Source organism: Variovorax sp. J22G73, from assembly GCF_030317035.1.
In the GTDB taxonomy this organism is placed as follows: domain Bacteria; phylum Pseudomonadota; class Gammaproteobacteria; order Burkholderiales; family Burkholderiaceae_C; genus Variovorax.
In genome coordinates this window covers 101,859-122,543 of sequence record NZ_JASZYK010000003.1, presented here as the reverse complement: position 1 = coordinate 122,543, position 20,685 = coordinate 101,859, and the positions used below count along the sequence as shown (strand labels likewise).

The 20,685-nt window shown below is 68.3% G+C and carries 17 protein-coding genes; 11 read left to right on the top strand and 6 right to left on the bottom strand.

Annotation, left to right across the window (positions count from 1 at the left end; genetic code table 11):
• The first annotated feature begins 25 nt into the window (after positions 1-25).
• The 4 genes from QTI51_RS13165 to QTI51_RS13150 are packed head-to-tail and all read left to right on the top strand — an operon-like array spanning position 26 to position 3,765.
• Positions 26-2,083 carry an aconitase family protein gene (locus QTI51_RS13165; RefSeq protein ID WP_116910005.1) on the top strand — a complete coding sequence of 686 codons (2,058 nt, stop codon included), beginning with the start codon at positions 26-28 and terminating at the stop codon, positions 2,081-2,083.
• Between the two features lie 31 nt (positions 2,084-2,114).
• Complete coding sequence (locus QTI51_RS13160; protein ID WP_286514052.1) at positions 2,115-3,089, top strand: tripartite tricarboxylate transporter substrate binding protein; 975 nt, start codon at positions 2,115-2,117, stop codon at positions 3,087-3,089.
• Positions 3,090-3,148: 59 nt separating this feature from the next.
• Entirely contained in the window at positions 3,149-3,436 is a 288-nt protein-coding gene (locus tag QTI51_RS13155; protein ID WP_116910007.1) for a type II toxin-antitoxin system ParD family antitoxin, read from the top strand.
• Positions 3,433-3,765, top strand: a complete 333-nt coding sequence (locus tag QTI51_RS13150; RefSeq protein WP_116910008.1) for a type II toxin-antitoxin system RelE/ParE family toxin — start codon at positions 3,433-3,435, stop codon at positions 3,763-3,765. Before QTI51_RS13155 ends, QTI51_RS13150 begins: the two co-directional genes overlap by 4 nt.
• 33 nt (positions 3,766-3,798) lie before the next feature.
• Here the strand turns inward: QTI51_RS13150 and QTI51_RS13145 are convergent, their stop codons facing one another.
• The 6 genes from QTI51_RS13145 to QTI51_RS13120 all read right to left on the bottom strand — a co-directional run bounded on the left by QTI51_RS13145 (position 3,799) and on the right by QTI51_RS13120 (position 14,991).
• A complete protein-coding gene (locus tag QTI51_RS13145; RefSeq protein ID WP_286514048.1) occupies positions 3,799-6,285 on the bottom strand; it encodes a TonB-dependent siderophore receptor in 2,487 nt (828 codons plus the stop codon).
• 184 nt (positions 6,286-6,469) lie between these two features.
• The gene (locus tag QTI51_RS13140) at positions 6,470-7,498 is read right to left on the bottom strand and encodes a FecR family protein (RefSeq protein ID WP_116910009.1); all 1,029 of its coding nucleotides are present in this window, start codon (positions 7,496-7,498) and stop codon (positions 6,470-6,472) included.
• The gene (locus tag QTI51_RS13135; RefSeq protein ID WP_116910010.1) at positions 7,491-8,003 is read right to left on the bottom strand and encodes a sigma-70 family RNA polymerase sigma factor; all 513 of its coding nucleotides are present in this window, start codon (positions 8,001-8,003) and stop codon (positions 7,491-7,493) included. The genes QTI51_RS13140 and QTI51_RS13135 overlap by 8 nt, the downstream gene beginning before the upstream one ends.
• 1,262 nt (positions 8,004-9,265) lie before the next feature.
• The gene (locus QTI51_RS13130; RefSeq protein WP_286514040.1) at positions 9,266-10,405 is read right to left on the bottom strand and encodes an ArdC family protein; all 1,140 of its coding nucleotides are present in this window, start codon (positions 10,403-10,405) and stop codon (positions 9,266-9,268) included.
• A gap of 580 nt (positions 10,406-10,985) precedes the next feature.
• Complete coding sequence (locus QTI51_RS13125; protein WP_353506522.1) at positions 10,986-11,606, bottom strand: JAB domain-containing protein; 621 nt, start codon at positions 11,604-11,606, stop codon at positions 10,986-10,988.
• Between the two features lie 601 nt (positions 11,607-12,207).
• Complete coding sequence (locus QTI51_RS13120; protein WP_286514037.1) at positions 12,208-14,991, bottom strand: hybrid sensor histidine kinase/response regulator; 2,784 nt, start codon at positions 14,989-14,991, stop codon at positions 12,208-12,210.
• A 204-nt stretch (positions 14,992-15,195) separates the two neighbouring features.
• Here QTI51_RS13120 and QTI51_RS13115 point away from each other — a divergent pair, with 204 nt between their 5' ends.
• From QTI51_RS13115 to QTI51_RS13085, 7 genes are all read left to right on the top strand, one after another.
• Positions 15,196-15,633 carry a response regulator gene (locus QTI51_RS13115; RefSeq protein WP_286514035.1) on the top strand — a complete coding sequence of 146 codons (438 nt, stop codon included), beginning with the start codon at positions 15,196-15,198 and terminating at the stop codon, positions 15,631-15,633.
• A 150-nt stretch (positions 15,634-15,783) separates the two neighbouring features.
• Positions 15,784-16,881: an alpha/beta hydrolase gene (locus QTI51_RS13110; protein ID WP_116910014.1), complete on the top strand. Its 1,098-nt coding sequence runs from the start codon at positions 15,784-15,786 to the stop codon at positions 16,879-16,881.
• A gap of 607 nt (positions 16,882-17,488) precedes the next feature.
• A complete protein-coding gene (locus tag QTI51_RS13105; protein WP_286514031.1) occupies positions 17,489-18,175 on the top strand; it encodes a sterol desaturase family protein in 687 nt (228 codons plus the stop codon).
• Positions 18,176-18,343: 168 nt separating this feature from the next.
• Positions 18,344-18,649 (top strand): AbiEi antitoxin N-terminal domain-containing protein, encoded by a 306-nt coding sequence (locus tag QTI51_RS13100; RefSeq protein WP_286514029.1) that lies wholly within the window; start codon positions 18,344-18,346, stop codon positions 18,647-18,649.
• Positions 18,582-19,073, top strand: coding sequence for a type IV toxin-antitoxin system AbiEi family antitoxin domain-containing protein (locus QTI51_RS13095; RefSeq protein WP_286547624.1), 492 nt, complete (start codon positions 18,582-18,584; stop codon positions 19,071-19,073). The genes QTI51_RS13100 and QTI51_RS13095 overlap by 68 nt, the downstream gene beginning before the upstream one ends.
• 301 nt (positions 19,074-19,374) lie before the next feature.
• The gene (locus QTI51_RS13090) at positions 19,375-20,211 is read left to right on the top strand and encodes an alpha/beta hydrolase (RefSeq protein WP_286514023.1); all 837 of its coding nucleotides are present in this window, start codon (positions 19,375-19,377) and stop codon (positions 20,209-20,211) included.
• Positions 20,212-20,247: 36 nt separating this feature from the next.
• Complete coding sequence (locus QTI51_RS13085) at positions 20,248-20,634, top strand: hypothetical protein (RefSeq protein ID WP_286514021.1); 387 nt, start codon at positions 20,248-20,250, stop codon at positions 20,632-20,634.
• Positions 20,635-20,685: the final 51 nt, after the last annotated feature.

Genomic DNA, 20,685 nt, shown 5'->3' with positions numbered 1-20,685 from the left:
AGCGGCCTGCCCGTGAAGATGGGGCATGCCAGCCACCTTGCAAGCCAGCGACTCAAGTCCGTCAGCCGTGCTGTTCGCACCGGCCGTTCTCTTCCTGAGCCGGTCGCCCGACACGGTAATGCGCAGCCTGCGCGGCGAGCGCGTTCCGCTCGCCGAGGCGCGCCCCTTGCGCGACGACATCTCGACCGACGAGATCACGCCGCTGCCCATCCTCACGCACTACGACGACAAGCTCGGTCGCTATCCGTACACCGGCTTCAGGGCGGGCGACGCGACGCCCATCGGCATCGACGCGATCCGCACCCACGGCGTGGAAGTGGTGGTGGCCGGCACGCGCTACGGCAAGGGGTCGTCGCGCGAGCACAGCCCGGCGGCGGAGAAGTGGGCCGGCGTGCGGCTGGTGATTGCCGAGAGCTTCGAGCGCATCTACCGGCAGAACGCCGACAACATCGGCCTGTTCACCTCGACCGACTTCGGGCTGGTCGAACGCATCCAGGCCCGCGAGGCGATCACGCTCGACGAGCTGGTGGCCGGCCGCGACGCGCTGGCCGCGGCCATCCTGCGAAGCGGCGGGCTGCTTCGCTTCGGCCAGCGGTTCATGCGTGACATCACGGCCGTGCCCGATGAAGCGGGGCGGCATGATGAGGCGGGCCGGCCCGGTGCACCGGCAGAACGCCCTCGCACCCTGTTCGAAAAGATCGTGGCCCGCCATGCTCTGGCCACCGAGCTGACCGAGGCGCACCCCGCGCCCGGCGACGGCGCCTTCGTGCGCGCCGACTGGCGCTTCATTCACGAGTACTACACCGGCATGGCCGCGCACATGCTGCACGCCACCTTTGGCCGGCCGCTCGCGTTGCACGATCCGGCCTCGGTCATCGTGTTCGAAGACCACACCTCCTATGTCGAGGAAAGCCCCGCGCACGTGCGTGCCGGGCTGGTGCCCAACGTGCACCGCATGGTCGAGGCGCAGCGCGACTTCGCGGCCGCCTACGCGTTGCGCTCGCACCGCACGCTGACAGAGGCCGAGGCGGAGTTAGACGTGGCCAACGACGGCGAGCGCAACGTGGCGGGCATCTCGCATGCGATGGTGTCCGAGCACTACGCATTGCCCGGCCATCTCGTCGTCGGCACCGATTCGCACACGCCGCACAGCGGTGCCCTCGGCTGCGTGGCCTTCGGCGTCGGCACCACCGACATGGCCAACGCGTTCGTCACCGGCGCCGTGCGGCTCACGGTGCCGCAGTCGCTGCGCGTCGTGCTCGAGGGCCGCGTGCCGGCGGGCGTCACGGCCAAGGACATCGTGCTGCACCTGCTCGCGCAGCCGTTCATCCGCGGCGGTGGCGGCGTGGGCAAGGTGTTCGAGTTCTGCGGGGAGGCCGTCGCGGCGCTGGGCACCGACGAGCGCGCCACGCTCACCAACATGACGGCCGAGCTCGGCGGCTTCACCGGCATCGTCGCGCCCGATGCGGAAACCGTGCGCTTCCTGCGCGAGCGCCGCGGCATCGACGTGGTGCTCGCGCCGTGGATGCACAGCGACGAAGGCGCCGACTACGCCCACACCCTGCGCGTCAATTGCGCGCGCGTGCCGTCGATGGTGGCGCGCCCGGGCGACCCCGGCAACGGCCTGCCCCTGGCGCAGTTGCAGGCGCAGATGGAGGCCCCCGTGCGCATCGACATCGCCTACGGCGGCTCGTGCACCGCCGGCAAGCGAGAAGACTTCGCGCATTACCACGAGGTGCTGCGCTGGGCCGCCGACCGCGGCCTGAAGGTGGCGCCCCACGTACAGCTCTTTCTGCAGTTCGGCACCACCGCCGTGCGCGACCACTGCACTGCCCAGGGCTACATGGACGCCTTCGAGAAAGTCGGCGCGCGCATGCTGCAGCCCTCGTGCGGCGCCTGCGGCAACTGCGGGCCCGGCGGCTCCACGGCGCCGGAGCAGGTCAGCGTGAGCGCCATCAACCGCAACTTTCCCGGCCGCGGCGGGCCGGGCCAGGTGTGGCTCGCGAGCCCGCCGACAGTGGCGGCCAGCGCCATCGCCGGCGAGCTCGTGTCGTTCGAGACGCTGCAGCAACGCCACGCCTGAGCGCACAGATCAACAACAAGGAGACAAGCCCATGAACCCCCCGATGTCCCGCCGCGCCGCGCTAGCGGCGCTGCTCGCCTGTTGCATCAACGCGGCCCATGCCGAGAAAGACACGCAAGACAAGCCGCTTCGCATGGTCGTGCCGCTGGCCGCGGGCTCCACCGTGGACGCCGTCGCGCGCGCCATCGCGCCGGCCTTCGGAAAGGCCACGGGCCACCCGGTGGTGGTCGAGAACCTCGTGGGCGCCGGCGGCATTCCGGGCACCGCCCAGATCGTGAAGGCGCCGAAGGACGGGCTCACGCTCGGCATGATCTCGTCGAACCACGTGATCAACCCCGGCATCTACAAGACCATGCCGTACGACACCCTGAAGGACATCACGCCCATCGCCGTGCTGGCCACCGTGCCGCTGGTGCTGGTGGTGAACCCGGCGCTGCCGGTGCGCGACGTGAAGGGCTTGCTGGCCTACGCCAAGGCCAACCCCGGCAAGCTCAACTACGGCTCCGCCGGCAACGGCAGCACCCTGCACCTGGCGGGTGAACTGCTCATCAGCGAGACCGGCATCGACATGAAGCACGTGCCCTACCGCGGCACCGGCCCGCTCATCACCGACATGATCGGCGGGCAGGTGCAACTGGGCTTCGTTTCCATCTCGCAGGTCGGCCCGCAGGTGAAGGCGGGCACCTTGCGCGCGCTGGCCGTGTCGACATCGACGCGTTCGGCGGCGCTGCCCGACGTGCCGACGGTGGCCGAGGCCGGCGTGCCGAAGTACAGCTTCGACGCGTGGATTGCGCTGATCGGCCCTGGCGGGCTGCCGAAGGCCGTGGTCGACAGCGACTACGCGGCAGCGAAGGCCGCGCTCGCCTCGCCGGAAGCGCAGACAGCCTTCGCGGCGCAGGGGCTCACGCTCCTGGACACGGGGCCCGACCTGGCGCCGGCATTTTTCAAGGCTGAACTGGCGAAGCACCAGCAGCTGGTGAAGCAGTCGGGTGCGACGCTGGATTGAGGCCCGTTGCAAAACCAATATTCTTGCCAAATTTTGCCAAAACCCGTACTCTGCCGCTCATGAGCACCATGAACGTTTCCCTGCCCGACTCAATGAAGTCCTTCGTGGACGAGCAAGTGGCGCAACGCGGATTCGGCACCAGCAGTGAGTACGTGCGTGAATTGATTCGCAAGGACCAGGACCGCCTGCAGTTGCGCGAACTGCTCTTGCAGGGCGCTGCATCACCGTCAGCAGCGACGGCAGATCCCACCTACTTTCAATCGCTGCGCGACAGGGTCGGCAAGGCGGGCAAGAAGGTCGCTCCGAAGTCGCGCGCCGAGGCCAGCAAGCCACGCAAGAGCGCATGAGGGCCAAGCCGGTCGTCCCGCGTGAACAGGCAAATCGGGATGTCGAAGAGGCCATTGACTACTACCTGGGCGAGAACGCGGAACACGCCGCGCTTGGGTTGATCGACGAGCTCGAAAGGGCGTATACGCACATTGGTCGACACCCGGGCACTGGTGCCACCCGCCATGCGCATGAGCTCAGCTTGCCAGGGCTGCGCTCGTGGCCGCTGACGCGCTTTCCGTTTCTTGTGTTCTACGTCGAGCAACCTGACCGCATCGATGTATGGCGTGTTCTGCACAGTCAGCGTGACATCCCCGCGTGGATGCAGGATCCGGACATTGAGCATTGAGGCGGCAGGCGGCGCAATGCGCCCCGCCTCCCCTCAGAACTTGTACCGCGCAATCACCTGCGCGCTGCGCGGCGCCCCGTACGTGCCCGAGTACCACCAGCCCGACATCGAGGCGATGTACTTGCGGTCGAACAGGTTCTGCACATTGAGCGTCAGCGACAGCTTGTCGTTGACGTCGTAGCGGGCCATCAGGCTGGCCACGGCGTAGGCGCCTTGTTGCGCGGTGACGGTGCGGTCGATCTGCCAGGCATTGCCCGTGTAGCTGATGCCTCCGTTCCACTCCACGCCGCCGCCCAGCGTCACCCGGCGCCACTCGCCGGGCAACCGGTAGGTGGTCCACAAGCGGCCCATCTGGCGCGGGAAGGTGGTGTTGATGCGCTGGCCGGTCGCGTCCTTCGAAGCGCTGTAGTTGTACGAGGCCGTCAGGTTCCAGTCGCGGGTGAGCGCGCCGGTGAGCTCCAGGTCGATGCCCTGCGTTTTCGCGCCCTTCACGGCGCGCGAGGCGGTGGCGGCGGTGCCGGGAATGAAGTAGCCCTCGTCCGGTTCTGAAATGTTGTCCTGGCGGATCTGGTAGACGGCGGCGCTGCTGGTCACGCGGCCGTCGAGAAAGCTGCTCTTCACGCCGGCTTCGTAGGTGTTGCCCTCCTGCGCGGCCAGCAGGTTGCCGTTGCGGTCGAGCGCGCTCTGCGGGTTATAGATGGTGGCAAAGCTCGCGTAGAGCGTGTGGGTGGGGTTCAGCTCGTACACCAGGCCGGCATAGGGCGTGAACTTGCCTCGCTCGGACGACGGCGAGGTCGTGTGGTAGCCGGCAGTGGTGTCGGTGATGTAGTCGCTGTCGTAGTCCAGCAGCTTGCCGCCCAAGATGAGCTTGAGCTGGTCGCTCAGCTGGAAGCGGCCCGCGCCGTAGATGCTCTTCTGGCGGCGCGTGCTGTCGAACGTGACGAAGCGCTCGCCGAACACGGGGGTGTCGGCCCGGTTCCAGCTGTACACGTTGACGGCCGCACCATTGATGCCCGTGATGTCGAAGCTGCCGTTTGTCAGGCTGCGGAAGTCGGTGTAGTCGATGCCGATCAGCGCCTCGTGCTGGCGCCCGAACAGTGTGAACGGACCGCCCAGCTTCAGGTCGACGGTCTTGTTGTGCAGGTCGTAGTCGCGGCGCTCGCTGTTCAGGCGCAGGCCGTCGCCGGTGAACTTGTCGAACAGGCTGCTGTTGACCGCCAGGTAGGTGGAGTCTTCGCGCTGTTTGGAGCGCAGGTAGTTGGCCGAGAGCTTGAGCTTCCAGTCGTTGGCGAACGACTGTTCCAGCGTGAGAAAGCCGCTGGTGGAATTGGTGTTGAAGCGGTTGTTGCGCCCGGCGCCGCTGAAGGACACGGGAAAGTCGGCCTGCTCGCCGCTGCTGTTGAACAGCGGGTAGCCCAGGTACGACAGCGATCCGCGCGAGCGGTTCTCCTGGCGGTCGATGCCGGCGGTGAGCTTCAGCGATGAAGTCAGGTCGGCCTCGACCACGCCGTAGAGCACGTCCTTCTTCTTGCTGTAGTTGTCGATGTAGCTGTCACCCTGCTGGTACAGCGCGACCATGCGCCCGCGCACGCTGCCCGATGCGTTCAGCGGGCTTGACAGGTCGAGCACTGCGCGGCGATCGCCCCACGAACCGACGCTGGCTTCGACCGAGCCCTGGAAGGCGGCGGTGGGCTTCTTGCGCACCATGTTGATGATGCCGGAGGGGTCCCCCGCGCCCGTGGTCAGGCCCGAGGCGCCGCGCAGCACCTCGACGCGGTCGTACAGCGCCATGTCGGCGATGCTTTGCGAGGGCAGGGCGTCCAGCCCGAGGAACTCGGTGTGGGTGCTGACGCCGTCGAGCTGGTAGTTGGTGATGGCGTAGCCGCGCGCGCTGGCGGCCGAGCGCTCGGTGCCCAGCACCGAGGTCGAGATGCCCGGCGTGCGCGCCAGCACCTGGTTGATGCTGGTGAGGTTCTCGTCCTCGATGCGCTGTTGCGTCATCACGCTGATGGACTGCGGCGTGTCCTTCAGGCTCAGGTTGAGCCCGGTGGCCGCGACGCTGGGGCCGCGCCCGGCGTAGCTGCCCGTGCCTTCGGTGGTGCCACTGCGGTCGGCGTCCGCGATGACGCGCACTTCGGCCAGCGTCGAGCCCGCGTCCGATGAGGAAGACGGGGCTGCCGCTGCGGTGGCGACCACGGTCAGCGTGCCGCCCGGCGTCTGCGCCAATGCCAGCCCGCTGCCCGCGAGCGCCTGCTGCGCGGCCTGCGCCACGGTGAAGCGGCCCTGCACGGCGTGGGCGCGGCGCCCGGCCACCAGGGCGGGGGCGGCGCTGATGCTGCGCCCGCCCTGGCGGGCGATGCGCGCGAGCACGACGCCCAGGTCGTCGGCCGGCAGGTTCCACGCCATGGCGCCGTCGACCGCCGTGCGTGAATCGGGTGAAGCGGGCAGGGTCTGCGCGAACGGCGCGGTGCTGCAAGCGAGCAGGGCGGCTAGCGTGAAGGTGGCTTGGTGCAGGGGCACTGGCGGGCGTTGGAACGGGCGTCGGGGCAGGCGCTTGGCGGACGGAAGAAGGGGCAGTGTCACGTCGGACATCCTCGAATCGGTGCGGTTGATCGGTGCGTTCAACCCTGTATGTCCCGCGAGGGGTCGCAAACCCGTCAGGCCGTCGCTGTCGATGTGGTGCCGACGCAGTACCGAGGCGTTTTCAGCTGCCGCGCACGTCCACGTCCACGTACACCACCCAGTCGCCCCAGCGGCGCACGCGCAGCGGCAGCGTGTCGACCAGCGCCTGCAGCACCTCCATAGGGCGGTCCAGCGGATAGACGCCGTAGACGCCGACGCGCGCGGCCTCGGGGCTGGCGCGCAGGATGGCGGGCGTGTACGGGCGCAGCGCGTCGAGCACGTCGGCCAGCGGCTGGTCGTGCACCTCGAGCACGCCGGTGGACCAGGCGCTCGGGTCGGCGCGCGTGGCGCCCAAGGGCTCCACGCGGTCGGCCTGCAGCCATGCGCTGCGGCCTTCGGCCAGGTCGGTGGGAGCCATGCGAACGTCTTCCCGCATCGGCATCAGCCGCACGCTGTGTTCCAGCACCGACACCAGCGTGCGTCCCTCGTCCTGCCGCACCATGAAGCGCGTGCCCAGCGCGCGCACGCTGCCCTGCGCGCTCTGCACCACGAAAGGCCGCTGCGCTTCGGAAGCGACCTGCACGATGAGCGCGCCCGCGCGCAGCCGCACCAGGCGCTGCGTGGGGCTGAAGTGCAGGTCGGCGGCCGAGCGCGCGTCCAGCAGCAGGTCGCTGCCGTCGTCCAGCACGAAGCGCCTGCGCTCGGCCGTGCCGGTGTGCAGGTCGGCCGACCACGCCATCAGCGGCGCGCGCCGGTCGGCCCACAGCGCGCTGCCGCCCGCGGCGCCCAGCAGCGCCACCGTGGCACCGCCCAGCAGGGCGCGGCGGCGGGTGCGGTGGTCGAGTGGCGGCGTGCTCAGGGCGCGCACGCCGGTGGGCGCGTGGCCGCCGGTTTGCAGCTGGTTCAGCGCAGGCGCGATGCGCTGGTCGAGCCGCTGTTGCAGCGTGGCCCACGCGGCGGCGTGCGCGGGGGCGGCGGCGAGCCAGTGGGCGAAGGCACGGCGGTCGCTGTCGCTGCCGTGCCCCGAGTCGAGCCGCACCAGCCAGTCGATGGCCTGCTCGGTCACGGCGTCGAGCAACGGCGGCGTGGCGCGCGCCGGCACCTCAGGCATCGGCCTGCGCCGGGCAGGTGTACAGGTGCACGATGGCCTGCTTGACGTAGCGCTCCACCGAGGTGATCGACACGCCCATGCGCGCCGCGATCTCGCCGTGCGCCAGCCCTTCGAGCTGGCGCAGCAGGAAGGCCTCGCGCACCTTGGGCGGCAGGCCGTCGAGCCAGCGGTCCAGCGTTTCGATGGCTTCGCGCACCAGCGCATAGGCCTCGGGCGACGGCGCCAGTTCTTCGGGCTGGGCCGCGAGCGCATCGAGCCAGGCGCGCTCCAGTTCGCGGCGGCGCCAGAAGTTGTAGAGCACGCGCTGCGCCAGCGTGGTCAGGTAGGCGCGCGGCTCGCGGATGGCCTGCGTCTGGCCGCCCACGATGACGCGCACGAAGGTGTCCTGCGTCAGGTCCGCGGCCGTGTGGCCGTCGCCCAGCCGGCGCCGCAGCCAGCCTTGCACCCAGTCGCGATGCTCGCGGTAAAGCGCGTCGATCGGGGCTGCAGCAGCGGGGGAGGACATGAAAACGAGGGTCGAGACAATGAGAATTACTCTCATTCTAGACCGCACGCTCATCGTGGTCGATGGCTCGGCGAGCGTTGCGAGTTCGTGGTCGATGCGTTTTCTAAAATGTCAGATCAGCGAGCGGCTCTTGAAGCCGCCACGCTTGGCGCGCATTGAACACATATGGTTGGCCAAGCTAGACCCTCGCCAATCAAATGCCGCTAGCCTCACACGCAAATGATCTGGTGCCTCTTTTAAATGCCCTGAGGCTACAAGATTTTGGGTCGCGTTTACAACCCGAAAGCGCAATGTTTCCTCGTAAAAGTCGGGCGCCCAGTTCGCGCACGACGCGCCGCTAGTCTTTCCGCTCGCGAATGCCTCAAGACCTGTGCGACTCAAAGCAATAACGCGCCGCTTGGTCAAGACCGTTATGCCAAACCTGGTTACGCTCCTAGAAACCACTTAACACGAAGACCGCATGCGACATAGACTTCTTGCCCGTAAGACCGGTCGCGTTTTTTGCCGCTAATGCGAGCATATTGCTGGACTGAGCGAAGGCGACTCACAGTTCTTCAAAGCAGGCGTCTCATACGGTCTGAAGAAAGTGCTGCAGGCTCCGCGACCTAGACATTGAGATGTCACTATGCTTGATTGGTGCGTATACGGGACAGCTAACTCCCCTCTGTCCCACCCGAATCAACGCGTCATCACACAGTAACACCGCTCTGCCTAGCATCGACGCGGCCTTGTGGCATGGTTTTGATACAGGCAAAAGTTAGGTAACACACAACTTCCTAGTATTCATGCGGGTTTGCCGACATCTTGTAGGTGCGTATGGTGTATCGACCCTGGGCGGGGGTGGGCGCACGCTGAAGGTCTGCCGTTGGGCTGGCCCGACGGCAGACTTCCCCTCGGCGCTCTCCAGGGAAAGCAGCGTTCCTTCATCGGGCGGGCCGCAGGACCGCCCGAGAGCGTGAGATCGACCGGCCGAAGGCCGGCACATGCATCCAAAGTGTCCTCCAACTGTGTTCCTTTCGCGTCCGACGGCCTGCAATCGCGTCCAAACTGTGTCCGCCGCGCGTCTTACCTGTCTCCTGTGTGCGTCCTGCTTATCGTCTCAACTTGACTTCTCGCTCGTCGGCGGCGAGTCCCCCGCCGGGCACGCCGTTTCCCGGGCCGGTGTGTCAATGGTCCCCGCGACTGCCCATACCCATCTCCCTCCACCGTCCATTCTTCAAACGGCGACCGCGTGGAGTGCGGATCATCGCGCTCGGCAATGCTCATCCCTCGCCGAGCTCCGGCAGCGCGCGCGCCAGGATCCAGTCGAAGGCGTCCCCGGCATGGCGCGCCGCCGTGAAGATCGCGGTACGGTCGCGCCGCAGCACCTCAAGCCATGCCTCGAGGTAGGCGGCATGCCCCTCGACGGTGGCCTCGACCAGACCGCAGTGCCCCATGAGGAACGCCGCGCCGAGTTCGGCCACAAGTTCCTCGAAGGCGTAGGCCGCGTCGCCAAAGCGCGCGCCGAAGGCGCGGTGCAAGCGTGACGGGTGCCCGGTCCAGTGCACGAGCTCGTGCAGCAGCGTGGCGCAGTAGTTCTCGCCATCGACGAAGCGCTTGGGCCAGGGCAGCCGGATCTCGTCAAGCGCCGGCACGTACATGGCGCCTTCGAAGCCGTGGCGCACCACGGCATCGCAGCCGGCCGCCAGGCGCATGGCGCACTCCACGGCGCCGCGCGGCTCGCCAGCGCCGACACCACTGTGATCAGGCCCGGACACGGCAGCCTCCGCGGCCGCCGCCACAACAGCGTGCGGCAGCCCGTCGACCTGTGCCAGGTTGAAAAGCCAGAACGGCCGGCAACGCAAAAAGCCTGTGCGCGCCGCGCCAGGACCACCGACGCCGCTCCGGCTGCCATCATCGCGAGTGCCTTGACCGTCATCGAGACCGTCGCCACCGCCCCCGGGTGCGTCTTCACCGCTGCGGCCGCGCGCCACGCGCTCAAAGTGCGCGCACATGACGCCATGCTCGCCCCGGCGCACCTGACCGCCGAGCGCCGCAGCCTGCCGGTAAGTCATCCAGAGGTGCGTGGCGTAGCCCTGCGTGAGGGCCTCGTCCCACAGCACCAGCACATTGGCACCCCGGTACGGCTGGCCCGTGTGCAGGTTGCGCGGGAACCCGCGCGACGCCGCCGCGACCCAGCGCGCACGGAACACATGGCCCCCCTGCTCGAGCATCGCGACGATCCGCTCGGTGATCGCCTGGCGCACATCGATGCGCCCGCGCGAACGCGGGGCTGCTCCCGCATCCAGAGACTCTGCAGTGGGAGGGTCCTCGGGGGGTACGGGGGGAACGCCCGTGGCAGTCTCGCCACGAGCGTCGCGCGCAGCGCGATGCGAGGAGTGGGAAGTTGCGTTGGAGGTCATGGCGAAGCCTTTCTGCGGCGTCACGCCGCGGTGGTGGTGGAAGGAAATCTGCTGTCGGAGCCGCCTCGACGCAGACCGGGCAAGGGGCCAGCGAGCGGGTCCAGGGCGCGCCCGCAGGCCGCAGCCGAGCACCGCGAGGACCGGGCGAGGACGAGGGCGAAGCCTTCACCCTGGAGCCGGGAGCGACCCGCGCCATGCGTCGATCCAGAGGCGGGCCGACAGCAGACAACCGGACACCACGCGTCACCGCCGCCGCCGCCGCCGCCGACGCCGCCACGCCCGCGCCGTCCATGACCGGGGTGCACTTCTGACGGCGCAGCCGTTCACATCGTCCGCGGCAACGCCGCGCACACCAAGTTCTGCGTCCTTTGTGTCTCCAAGCGCCAGCCGCGCAGCGGCTCATGACAAGCACCCGCGGAGCGCGCGAGTCAGCGACCCTGCAGCACATGGGAAGCGCAATCGGAGCCATGCGTGAGCAAGAAGGCGCCGAGAGCGCCAGGCCCGTGCCCCGATGAAAGAACACGAGAAGACAAGAAGACGAGAGAAGAAAAAGGGGGCGCACCCGCGCCCCCGGGCCTCGCTAGACGAGGCCGCGCTCGGCCATCGACACCGCGCGGTTGCCCGCGACCACGAAGTGGTCCAGCACCCGCACGTCGATGTGCGCCAGCGCGTGCTTCAGCTCATCGGTCAGCGCCCGGTCGGCCGCCGACGGCTCCACGTCCCCCGACGGATGGTTGTGCGCCAGGATCACGGCCGCCGCGTTGTGCTGCAGCGCGCGCTTGAGCACCTCGCGCGGATAGATGCTCGTGTGCGTGAGCGTGCCGCGGAACAGGTCCTCGAAGGCCAGCAGCGTGAGATGCGCGTCCAGGAACAGCACCGCGAAGCTCTCATGCGTCTGGCCCGCGAAGTGCAGCTTCAGGTAGTCGGAGACGGCGTACGTCGAGCGAAATGCCTCGCCCGGGCGCAGTTCCTCGGCCAGGAGCTCCCGCGCCAGGCGCAGCCCGCTCATCAGCTGGACACATCCCGGCAGCGATGAATCGCGCGCGAAGCACACCAGCTTGTGCAGCGAACGGCCCTGGGCCTCGTACAGCCCCTCGGCATCGGCGCCCAGGAACGGCCGCAGCGCCGCGAGCACGCTGCGCTCGCGCACGCTTAAGGTAGACAGAGAGGAGACGGAAACGGAGGAAGTGGATGTGTTCATGACGAACTCCTGTGGGTGGCACAGGCGGGATTGCCTGCGAGACCCCGCCACCGCCTCGCAGCGCAGCGCTCCAGGCCGCCGCAGGCGCGCGGCACGCGCCGAGCACGCGCAGCGCGCGCAGGGCCTTGAACGCGAGAACGAGGTGGTAGCGTCAGGGCTCACAGGCAAGCCCTCCCCCGCCCTTCGCGGAGCCAACGAAGGCGCCCGCGTCCGTATTGCAAGCTCCGTCGTAGCATCACGAATCGACAACGCCCCAGCTCGGCATCGCCAGCACAGGCGTGTCATGCCCGCAGCCCAAGACCATGGCGACGCCCGCACTGACGGACTGCAGTGTGTATCGTTCCAATGTCCACGGCCCAGTGCTCGACATTGCGCACAGTGGTCGACTGCCTTTGTCTTCGGACGGCACTCATGCTTTTGCCCAGGCCGCCCGAGATCAGTCAGCAAGAGACTGCGCTGGCCGTCCACTCGGCGCCACCGTGTTCGCAGCGGCGCCGTGCCGTCGTCACTCGACCTCTTAGCGCCGAACCCGAAATCGATCTCGGGATTCCGCGGAGGCTCCTTTTTGCAGGGTTTGCCTCTTCTCTTGTATGCGTGACGGTCAACGCCGAAAAAGCGCATCCTGGATCCGCTGCAGATCCGGCGGCTTTGCAAAGTGCGCGTCAAAGCCCGCCGAGCGCGCCTTGTCGCGGTCTGACTCCTGGCCGTAGCCCGTCAGCGCGAGCAGCACCATGCCTTGCCATCGCGCATCCGCGCGCAAGCGCCGTGCCAGGTCGTGCCCGCTCATGCCGGGCAGGCCCACGTCGAAGATGCCCGCGTCGAAGGGCGCCGACTGCGTTTGCAACAGCTCCAGTGCACGCTCCGCACTGTCGGCGGTACTCACCTCGTGGCCTTCCAGCGTGAACCAGTCGGCCAGCACCACCAGCGCGTCGCGGTTGTCGTCGACCAGCAGCAGGCGCAGCCGCGGACGCGTGTCGGCACTGGCGCTGGCTGTAAGCAGCGGCAATGCGGCCTCGGCGCGCGCCAGCGGCAGCCGCACAGTGAAGGTGCTGCCCTGCCCGGGCCCGGCGGAGTACGCCTCGATGGTGCCGCCGTGCAGTCGCGTCAGGCTGTGCGCAATGGCCAAACCCAGCCCGAGCCCGCCCGCGGCGCGCTGCAACTGCTGCTCGCCTTGCACGAAACGCTCGAACACCTGCGACAGCAGCGCGGGGGCAATACCGATGCCGGCGTCGGCCACGGTCAGCTCGGCCTGGCCGTCGTGCGTGCGCAGCGCGATGTCGATCCGCTCGTCGGGCTGAGTGAACTTGGCGGCGTTGTTCAGTAGGTTGCCCACGATCTGCGCGAGCCGCAACGGGTCGCCCTGCACGCTCACCGGCGCGTCGGGTAGCAGCACGTGCGGCATCTGGCCGCGCGCCTGCAGGGCGGGCAGAGTGAGCTCCAGCGCCTTGGCCACCGTGTCGCGCAGGTCGACGTGCTCGGGCCGCAGCACGATCTTTCCGGACACGATGCGCGAGATGTCGAGCAGGTCGTCCACCAGCCGCGACAAGTGCTTGACCTGACGTTCGATGATCTGGCGCTCGCGCGGAAACGCCGCCGGGTCGCGCCGCTCGATGAGTGTGAGCGCTAGCGAAATGGGGGCCAGCGGGTTGCGCAACTCGTGGCCCAGCATGGCCAGGAACTCGTCCTTGGCCTTGCTGGCCACCTCGGCCTGCGCCTGGGCCTGGCGCGCGCGGGCCAGAAGGCGCACGTTGTCCAGCGCCAGCGCCGCGCGCTGCGCCAGCTCGCCGATGAGCGCGCCGTCCTCCGGCCCGAAGCGGCGCTTCGAGCGGTCCTGCAGGATGGCCATGGCGCCGATGGTGCGGCCGCGCGCCACCAGCGGCACCACGCAGCCCGCGGTAATGCCCAGCCCCTGCACGAAGTCGCGCAGCTGCGGGTGCGCGTTGTCGAGCAGGCCGGGCTCGTCGAGGTTATGCAGAAAGGCCTGGCCGGTGGCGATCGCCCACGGAAAAAAGCCGGGCACGTCGGCCGGCGCTTCGCGCGTGCCCACCATGGCCGCGATCTGCGCGCCGCGCACGGGGTCGGCGTGGTGCGTGAGCTTGCGCTGCAGCACGTCGTGCTCGTCGAGCAGGTCGATGCGGCACAGGTCGGCCACCTCGGGCACGATCACCTCGGCAATGGCGTGCAGCGTGGAGTCTTCCTCGAGCGAGCGCGACAGCGCGGCGCTGGCGCTCACCAGGCGCTCCAGCCGCCGTTGCGCGCCCTGTGCCGAAGTGCGGGCGTCGCGCTCGGCCCCGAGCAGGCGCTCGCGTTCCACCTCGTGCCGCTGGCGCTGGGTGGCGGCCGAGGTCAGCGCGTTGCCCACGGCGTCGACCTCGGCGATGCCCGAGCGCACGTCGCTCACCGGCTGGCCCAGGCCAAGCGCGTCGGCGTTCTGGCGCAGCCGCGCCATCGGCCGCGTGATAGCGCGCGACATCCACCAGGCGGCCAGGGCGCCCAGCAGCAGCGAGAACAAGAGGCCGCTGCCGTAGGCGATGAGCGTGCGGCGCATCGCGTCTTCGGCGACCGCCGTGGGGGCGCCCAGCGCCACCGTCCACGGCGCGAAGTCCAGCCGCGACACGGCCGTCTGCACGTGCGCGCCGTCCACGTTGCGCGTGCTTCCGACGAACTCCTGGCGGTCGCGGCGCGAGCCGAGCAGCGCCTTCAGCGAATCGCTGGGCGCCTGGCCCCGAAAGCGCGCGTCTTCGCGCGAGCGCGCCACGCGCAGGTCGTTGGAGTCGAACACCGAGGCGGCCCAGCCCTCGGGCACGCGCTGGCGCATCAGCACCGCGTGAATGGCCTCGGGCCGCACGATGGCCGTGAGCACGTAGCGCACCTCGCCGTTGCGCACCACCGGCACGCGCACCGCGAAGGCCGGGTTGCCCCGCGGCCCGGGCGTGAGCGGGCCGACCGCGGGCTGCCCGTTGTGCACCACCTGGGCCAGGCTCGCGGCCTCGACCACGTTCTCGCCCGTGCCGGTGACGGCGCCCTCGGTGCTGAAGATGACCTTGCCGTTGGGCGCCACCAGCAGCACGCCGCGCCACTCCGGGTGCGAGGCGCGCAGCGCCTTCGACAGCAGCAGCGCGTCGACCAGGCCCGAGGATTCCGGCGCGCCCAGCGGCTCCGTCAGCGCCAGCGCCTGCAGCGCGGCCACGGTGAGGCGCAGTTCGCTGTCCACCGCCGTGGCCAGCGCGCGCGCCACGCCGAGCGTGGAGGTCTGCGTCTGCTGGCGCTGCCCCTGCAGCAGCCCGTGCAGCGCGAAGCCGCAGACAACGGCCAGCGGCAGCAGCGCCGCGGAGGCAACCAGCAGGAGGCGGGCCGACAGGGTGGGGGTGCGAATGGACAACACGGGGCGAGGACGGCAGGAGGGCAGGGAGGCCAGGGCGTGGGGCGGCGGGCTCGAAGAGCCGACATTGTGGCGTGGCCCAGGCCGGTTGATGCGGTCGGAACTGCGCCGAGATTTCGCTGAATGCCACCGAAAGCGGCGGCGTCAGCACCCGGACGCGCCCTTTGCCTACACCCCCGCGCGCGCGCAAGCCCGAGCGTGGCTGCCATGAAACTTGCCGTCTACATCGTCGAGGACGAACCGCTGATCCAGGACAGCCTGAAGGTCGTCATCGAGGGCTACCTGCGCGCCGAGGTGATGGGCGCGGCGCCCTCGGAGGCCGAAGCGGTCGCGTGGCTGCGTGCTAATGACGGCGGCTGGCATCTGCTGGTGGTCGACCTGAACCTGGCGCAGGGCTCGGGGCTGGGCGTGCTGGCGGCATTAGCCGGAGCGCGCGTCGAAGACGCCAGCAGCGGCGATGTCAACGGAAAGCGCAGGGGCAAGGCGCGTGTAAGGGGCGTGGTCGTGGCGCTGACCAACGCGGCGTCCGCCGGCAACCGTGCGGAGTGCCTGCGCCTGGGTGCGGACGCGGTGTTCGACAAGGCGGCGGAGATCAACCAGTTCCTCGCATACTGCGAGAAGAAGGTAGCGGGCGCGATGGCCTGAAGCTCGCTGCGAGACCGCGCTGCATCCGGGCCCGGGCCGACCAGAAGATGTAGCGGTGCTGTTTCAACTGCGCCCATGCAGGTGGGGTTTGAACGGAGGCCTCCTGCGCCGCGCCAATGAGAGCATCACGGCGCAACTCAGGAAAAGACGATGAACCACCGGATTGCCTCTTTCGCCGCGCTGCTGGCCACCGCCGTGCTCGCCGCCTGTTCGCAGGTGCCGCAGACCTACACCGACAAAGCCACCGCGCAAGCCACCGCCAACGCGCAGCCCGGTGCGCGGCGCTCGCCGGCACAGACGCTGCCCACGCCGACCAACGACGTCAGTCCGCAGATGCAGGCGCTGATCGGGGCGCCGTATCCGTCGCACTTCAACGCCGAGCCCAAGAACGCCGCCGAGTGGAAGGCGCTGGTCAACAGCCGCGCCGCACCGGTGATCGCCGCGCTTCCGGCGCTCAAGCAGAAGCTGGGCGTGAGCGTGCTGCCGACGAAGATTGCCGGGGTGAACGTGTTCGTCGTCACGCCCAACAAGTTCGCGCCGGGCAACGAGCGGCGCCTGCTGATGCACGTGCACGGCGGCGGCTATGTGTTCGGCCCCGGCGAGGCGGCGCTGCCAGAGGCCATGCTGCTTGCCAGCATCGGCGGCTACAAGGTGGTGTCGGTCGACTACCGCATGCCGCCCGACTACCCGTATCCCGCGGCCATGGACGACGCCATGGCGGTGTGGAAGGAACTGCTCAAGACCAACCGTGCGCGCGGCATGGGTGTGTTCGGCACCTCCACCGGCGGCGCGATGACGCTGGCGCTGGTGCTGCGCGCCAAAGCCGAGAACGTGCCGCTGCCCGCGGCCATCGCGCCGGGCACGCCGTGGTCCGACATCGCCAAGATCGGCGACACGTACCAGACCAACGAGTGGGTTGACAACATCCTCGTCACCTGGGACGGCTGGCTCGGCCGTGCCGCGATGCTCTACGCCGGCGGACGCGACCTGAAAGACCCGCAGCTCTCGCCCATCTACGGCGACTTCAAGGGCTTTCCGCCGGCCATCCTGACCACCGGCACTCGCGACCTGTTCCTGTCGAACACCGTGCGCACACACCGCAAGCTGCGCCGCGCCGGCGTCGAGGCTGAACTGAACGTGTACGAAGGGCAATCGCACGCGCAGTACGGCATCAACCCTGATGCGCCGGAAACGCGAGAAGCATTTGGCGACATCGCGCGTTTCTTCGACAAGCACCTGGGGCGCTAGCGGGCATGGCGCATCGATACTCGGTCGCCACCCGACGACCGACGACGCATGCCCGCGCCACATCATCTTCAGCACCCCTACGCACGCCCTCATCCACGGACGCCGTCGGCCGAATGAAGAACGACCTCGCGCTTGAAGCGCGCAAGGACGTCGACCTGGCCCTGTAGCAAGGCCCGTTGCGCAGCGGCAAGGGCGTGGTTGCGCTGGTGCTGGCCAACTTCAGCATGCTGGCCATGCTGATGTTCCAGTTTCTGCCTTCCTCAGCACGCCGAGGTGCGCGAGGTCTTGAGTTTCGATGTGATGCGCGGCGTGCTGCTGGCGGCCATGGTGTGGTGCGGCGCGCTGGCGAACATCGTCTTCAACCGCGTTCGGCGGTTGTCGGCCTGAGGGCTGTGCCGGCTGGCTGTGGCGGTGTTCGGCTCGCAACTGGGCATGAGCAAGGCGCGGGGCAGGACTGGCTGCCGGCGAGCGCGGCGCTGCTGCCCGCGAAGATGCCCTACCTGGGCGTCGACTGGTTCATCTTCGACCTGCCGGCGACCCCGCTGCTGTACACCACCATCGAGAAGCTCAGGCCGCCGCGCGCCGACATGCCGGTGCTTCGCAACGCGTGGCAAACCGACTTCATGTACTTCGTGCCGGCTACCTGCTCCTGGAGCTCGCGCTCGTCCTGGTCCACGCCATTCTCTATGCCGCGACCGGCACGTTTGCTGTCGTGCACCCGGTCGCGCAGGACACGCTGCGCGGCCGGCTTTGTAACCTGCCGTTCGGCTGGGCGCTGTTGCTGCTGATGTTGATCAGCGACCTCGCGCGCTACCGGCTGCACCGCTCCTATCACCAGACCGCCATCGGCTGGCGGCTGCATTCCATTCACCACAGCGTCGAGCACATGCAGGGCAGCTGCACCCACGGGGTGGAGACCGTGCTGTCGACCGTGGTCATTCTCGCGCCCGCGGTCCTGCTGGGCTTTTCGCAGAGCGAGATCAACGTGTACATCGTCATCGCGCGCGTGCAGGCGGTGTTCAACCACACCGATACGTCGGTGCGGCTGGGGCCGCTGCCTTACCTGGTCGTGACGCTCAACTTCCACCACTGGCACCACAGCCGCGACGCGGAGGGCCTGGACGGCTGCTACCCCAAGCATTTCGCGTTTTGGGACGACCTGTTCGGCACCGCGGTGAAGATCGACACGAACGAGAGCTGGCCGGACAACTACCGCGTGGTGGGGGGCTACGTGCCCGAGGGGTTTTGGCGGCCAGCTCTAACCGCTGACGTGGTCGGGGCGGTGGACGGATGAGCACGGCGTGGCGCATCGGGAGAAGCGCTGAACCACAACGGCCCGCGCGCCAAACCTGACCATCGATATGGATGAAGTTCAATCAATAGTTGATCTTAAAAATAAACTTGTGCGATTTCATCAACATGTCCAATGGAAGTTGAATGAAATTTGCGCCATGGCTGGTCCATGAGCACCACTGCCGAGAAATTTTCATTCAAGCCGATGCTGGCGGTTGTTCTCAGCGGAGAGACGCTGGACGTGCAATGGCTGAACGAACACGGCGTGGGCGCTTTGCGTGCCTCGCAGCTCGCGCAAGCCGGTTGGCTGACGCATCTGGGCCGTGGCGCGTACACGCTGCACGGCGACACCCTGAAGCGAGAAAAATGCCTTGCCTTGCCTTGCCTTGCCTTGCCTTGCCTTGCTGATGCGCCGCCATCCGGGATTGCATGTGGGCGGAAAGACCGCGCTCCTTTGGCGCGGAATTCGTCATAACGTCACTGTTCGCGAAACCATCACGCTATGGGATGAGCAGCGAGCGCTGCTCTCGTCGTGGTTCACGGATCGCCTTGAAAGCGTGTATCAAACAACGCCGCTGTTCGATGCGCAAATGCCTTCCGACGACGATTTGCAGCCCTGGCCCGGTGGGCGCCCGGAAGTCGTGGTCTCCGTGCCGGAGCGGGCACTGCTGCAACTCCTCAGGGATGTCGGCAAGACGAAGACGCTGCAAGACAGCCGCAACCTCGTGGAGCGCATGCACAACCTCCACCTGCCCGTGCTCGACAAGCTGCTGGCGCACACCACGCGCATCAAGGTGCTCCGGCTGACCCGCTTCCTTTCGGAAAAGCTCGGGCTGCCATGGGCCCAGGTGGCCAGGACACACAGCGAAAGCATGGGCGGCGGACACGGCGATGCATGAGTGCGACGCGGGCCTGCGCGCTGCCCGCTGCTTGCACGACGCCGCGGCGCAACAGGGCAGCCCACGAACGGTGCATACCGCCGAGCCCATCGAGTCGTCGATGTGCGCGCCGCACCCGTGGCCCACCGACGAACAGGCGCAACTGCTGCCCGGATGGTCCACGCGTGGGGAAGCGATCGCGGATAGCCGGCGCCCCGGCTTTCCACCGCCGATGCGCGGGGTTGCTGCAACGCGGCGAAACTAGGCCCTGAAACCGCCTGCCTTGCAGGCGACCTTTCAGTCTTTCCCGGGAGCTTCTCACTTGTCATCCAACAAAGTCTTTCGTGTCGCCCTGTCGGCCTCGGCGGCCGCCATCGGCAGCCTTGCCGCCTACTGGACGCTGCTGGCCACGCGCCAGGGCGACATCCTGTTCAACGCGCGCAAGTTGCCCGTCGTTCATCTGTCCGAAGATTTCTCCACCTACTCGCACACGGTGCCGGGCGGCATGGTGCGCGGCTACGTGTATCACCCGCAGGGCGAAGATGCGCTGCAGGACCTGTTCATCTACTTCGCGGGCCGCGGCGAAGACGTGCGTGCCACCGCGCAGATGCTGCACTGGCTGCCGGAGGGCTTCGGCTTTGCCGCGCTCAACTACCGGGGCGTGGCCGACTCGCAGGGGCGGCCGTCGGAAATCGCCTCGGTCGAAGACGCCGCGCAGTTCGCCAACCATCTGCGCCGCGCCTTCCCGCATGCGCGGCTGCACGTGGTCGGCCGCAGCCTGGGAACGGGCGTGGCCATCCAGCTGGTGGCGCGGCAGGAGTTCGCAAGCCTGCAGCTGGTGACGCCCTACGACTCGATGCTGCAGGTGGCGAAGCGGCGCTTTCCGCTGGTGCCGCTGTCGCTGCTGTTGCGCCATCAGTTCAACTCGCTCGAACACAGCCGCGAGGTGGCCGCGAAGACGCAGGTGCTGCTCGCCGAACGCGACGACGTGGTGCTGCCCGAGCGCTCCGCCAGGCTCATCGAAGCGTGGCCGACGCCCATCAGCGTGCAGACCGTTCCGGGCTCGGACCACCACAGCATCATGGGGCTGGAGGCGACGTGGCTGTATCTCATCGACTTCGCGCTGACGTCGATCCTGCCGGAGCCGAAGGTCGCTTGATCGCGACCCGATGCCCTGACTCGAGGAGCCTAACGCATGTTGTCCAGGCTGCTTCGCATCGTTCTCGTTGGCTTCGGCATGGCACTGCTGGCGGCCGCGAACACCGCCGCGAACGCGGTCGCACAAGACCCGTCATCTGAAGCCGCTTCGCAGGCAGGTCCAGCTCATGCAGTGCTGACGCGTGCGCAGGTGCGTTCCTTCCACCAGGAGCCGAACGGCAAGGCCTACGTTCGGCTGAAGCTGCTGCCCAGGTCGAAGCTGCCGTTCACCGTGCAGACCTTCAGGGTGCTCGACGCGGCGCTGATGACGGGCATCGCCGAGGGTGCGTGGGTCAAGTTCAGTTCTCGGCACGTGGACGGCGAGAACACCGTGGCCTCGATCCACTTGGTGGCGGAGTGCCGGCGCTTCCAGCCGTGCGACTGAGCGCTGCCGCCAGCGCGCTTGTCAGCCTGTGCCAGGCCGGTCTTAGGCCTG

What these genes read in the sequence shown, in the direction of transcription:
- QTI51_RS13165 (WP_116910005.1), top strand. Translation starts at nt 26, where the DNA reads ATGCCAGCCACCTTGCAAGCCAGCGACTCAAGTCCGTCAGCCGTGCTG.
- QTI51_RS13160 (WP_286514052.1), top strand. Translation starts at nt 2,115, where the DNA reads ATGAACCCCCCGATGTCCCGCCGCGCCGCGCTAGCGGCGCTGCTCGCC.
- QTI51_RS13155 (WP_116910007.1), top strand. Translation starts at nt 3,149, where the DNA reads ATGAGCACCATGAACGTTTCCCTGCCCGACTCAATGAAGTCCTTCGTG.
- QTI51_RS13150 (WP_116910008.1), top strand. Translation starts at nt 3,433, where the DNA reads ATGAGGGCCAAGCCGGTCGTCCCGCGTGAACAGGCAAATCGGGATGTC.
- QTI51_RS13140 (WP_116910009.1), bottom strand. Translation starts at nt 7,498, where the DNA reads ATGCCTGAGGTGCCGGCGCGCGCCACGCCGCCGTTGCTCGACGCCGTG.
- QTI51_RS13135 (WP_116910010.1), bottom strand. Translation starts at nt 8,003, where the DNA reads ATGTCCTCCCCCGCTGCTGCAGCCCCGATCGACGCGCTTTACCGCGAG.
- QTI51_RS13130 (WP_286514040.1), bottom strand. Translation starts at nt 10,405, where the DNA reads ATGACCTCCAACGCAACTTCCCACTCCTCGCATCGCGCTGCGCGCGAC.
- QTI51_RS13125 (WP_353506522.1), bottom strand. Translation starts at nt 11,606, where the DNA reads ATGAACACATCCACTTCCTCCGTTTCCGTCTCCTCTCTGTCTACCTTA.
- QTI51_RS13115 (WP_286514035.1), top strand. Translation starts at nt 15,196, where the DNA reads ATGAAACTTGCCGTCTACATCGTCGAGGACGAACCGCTGATCCAGGAC.
- QTI51_RS13110 (WP_116910014.1), top strand. Translation starts at nt 15,784, where the DNA reads ATGAACCACCGGATTGCCTCTTTCGCCGCGCTGCTGGCCACCGCCGTG.
- QTI51_RS13100 (WP_286514029.1), top strand. Translation starts at nt 18,344, where the DNA reads ATGAGCACCACTGCCGAGAAATTTTCATTCAAGCCGATGCTGGCGGTT.
- QTI51_RS13095 (WP_286547624.1), top strand. Translation starts at nt 18,582, where the DNA reads ATGCGCCGCCATCCGGGATTGCATGTGGGCGGAAAGACCGCGCTCCTT.
- QTI51_RS13085 (WP_286514021.1), top strand. Translation starts at nt 20,248, where the DNA reads ATGTTGTCCAGGCTGCTTCGCATCGTTCTCGTTGGCTTCGGCATGGCA.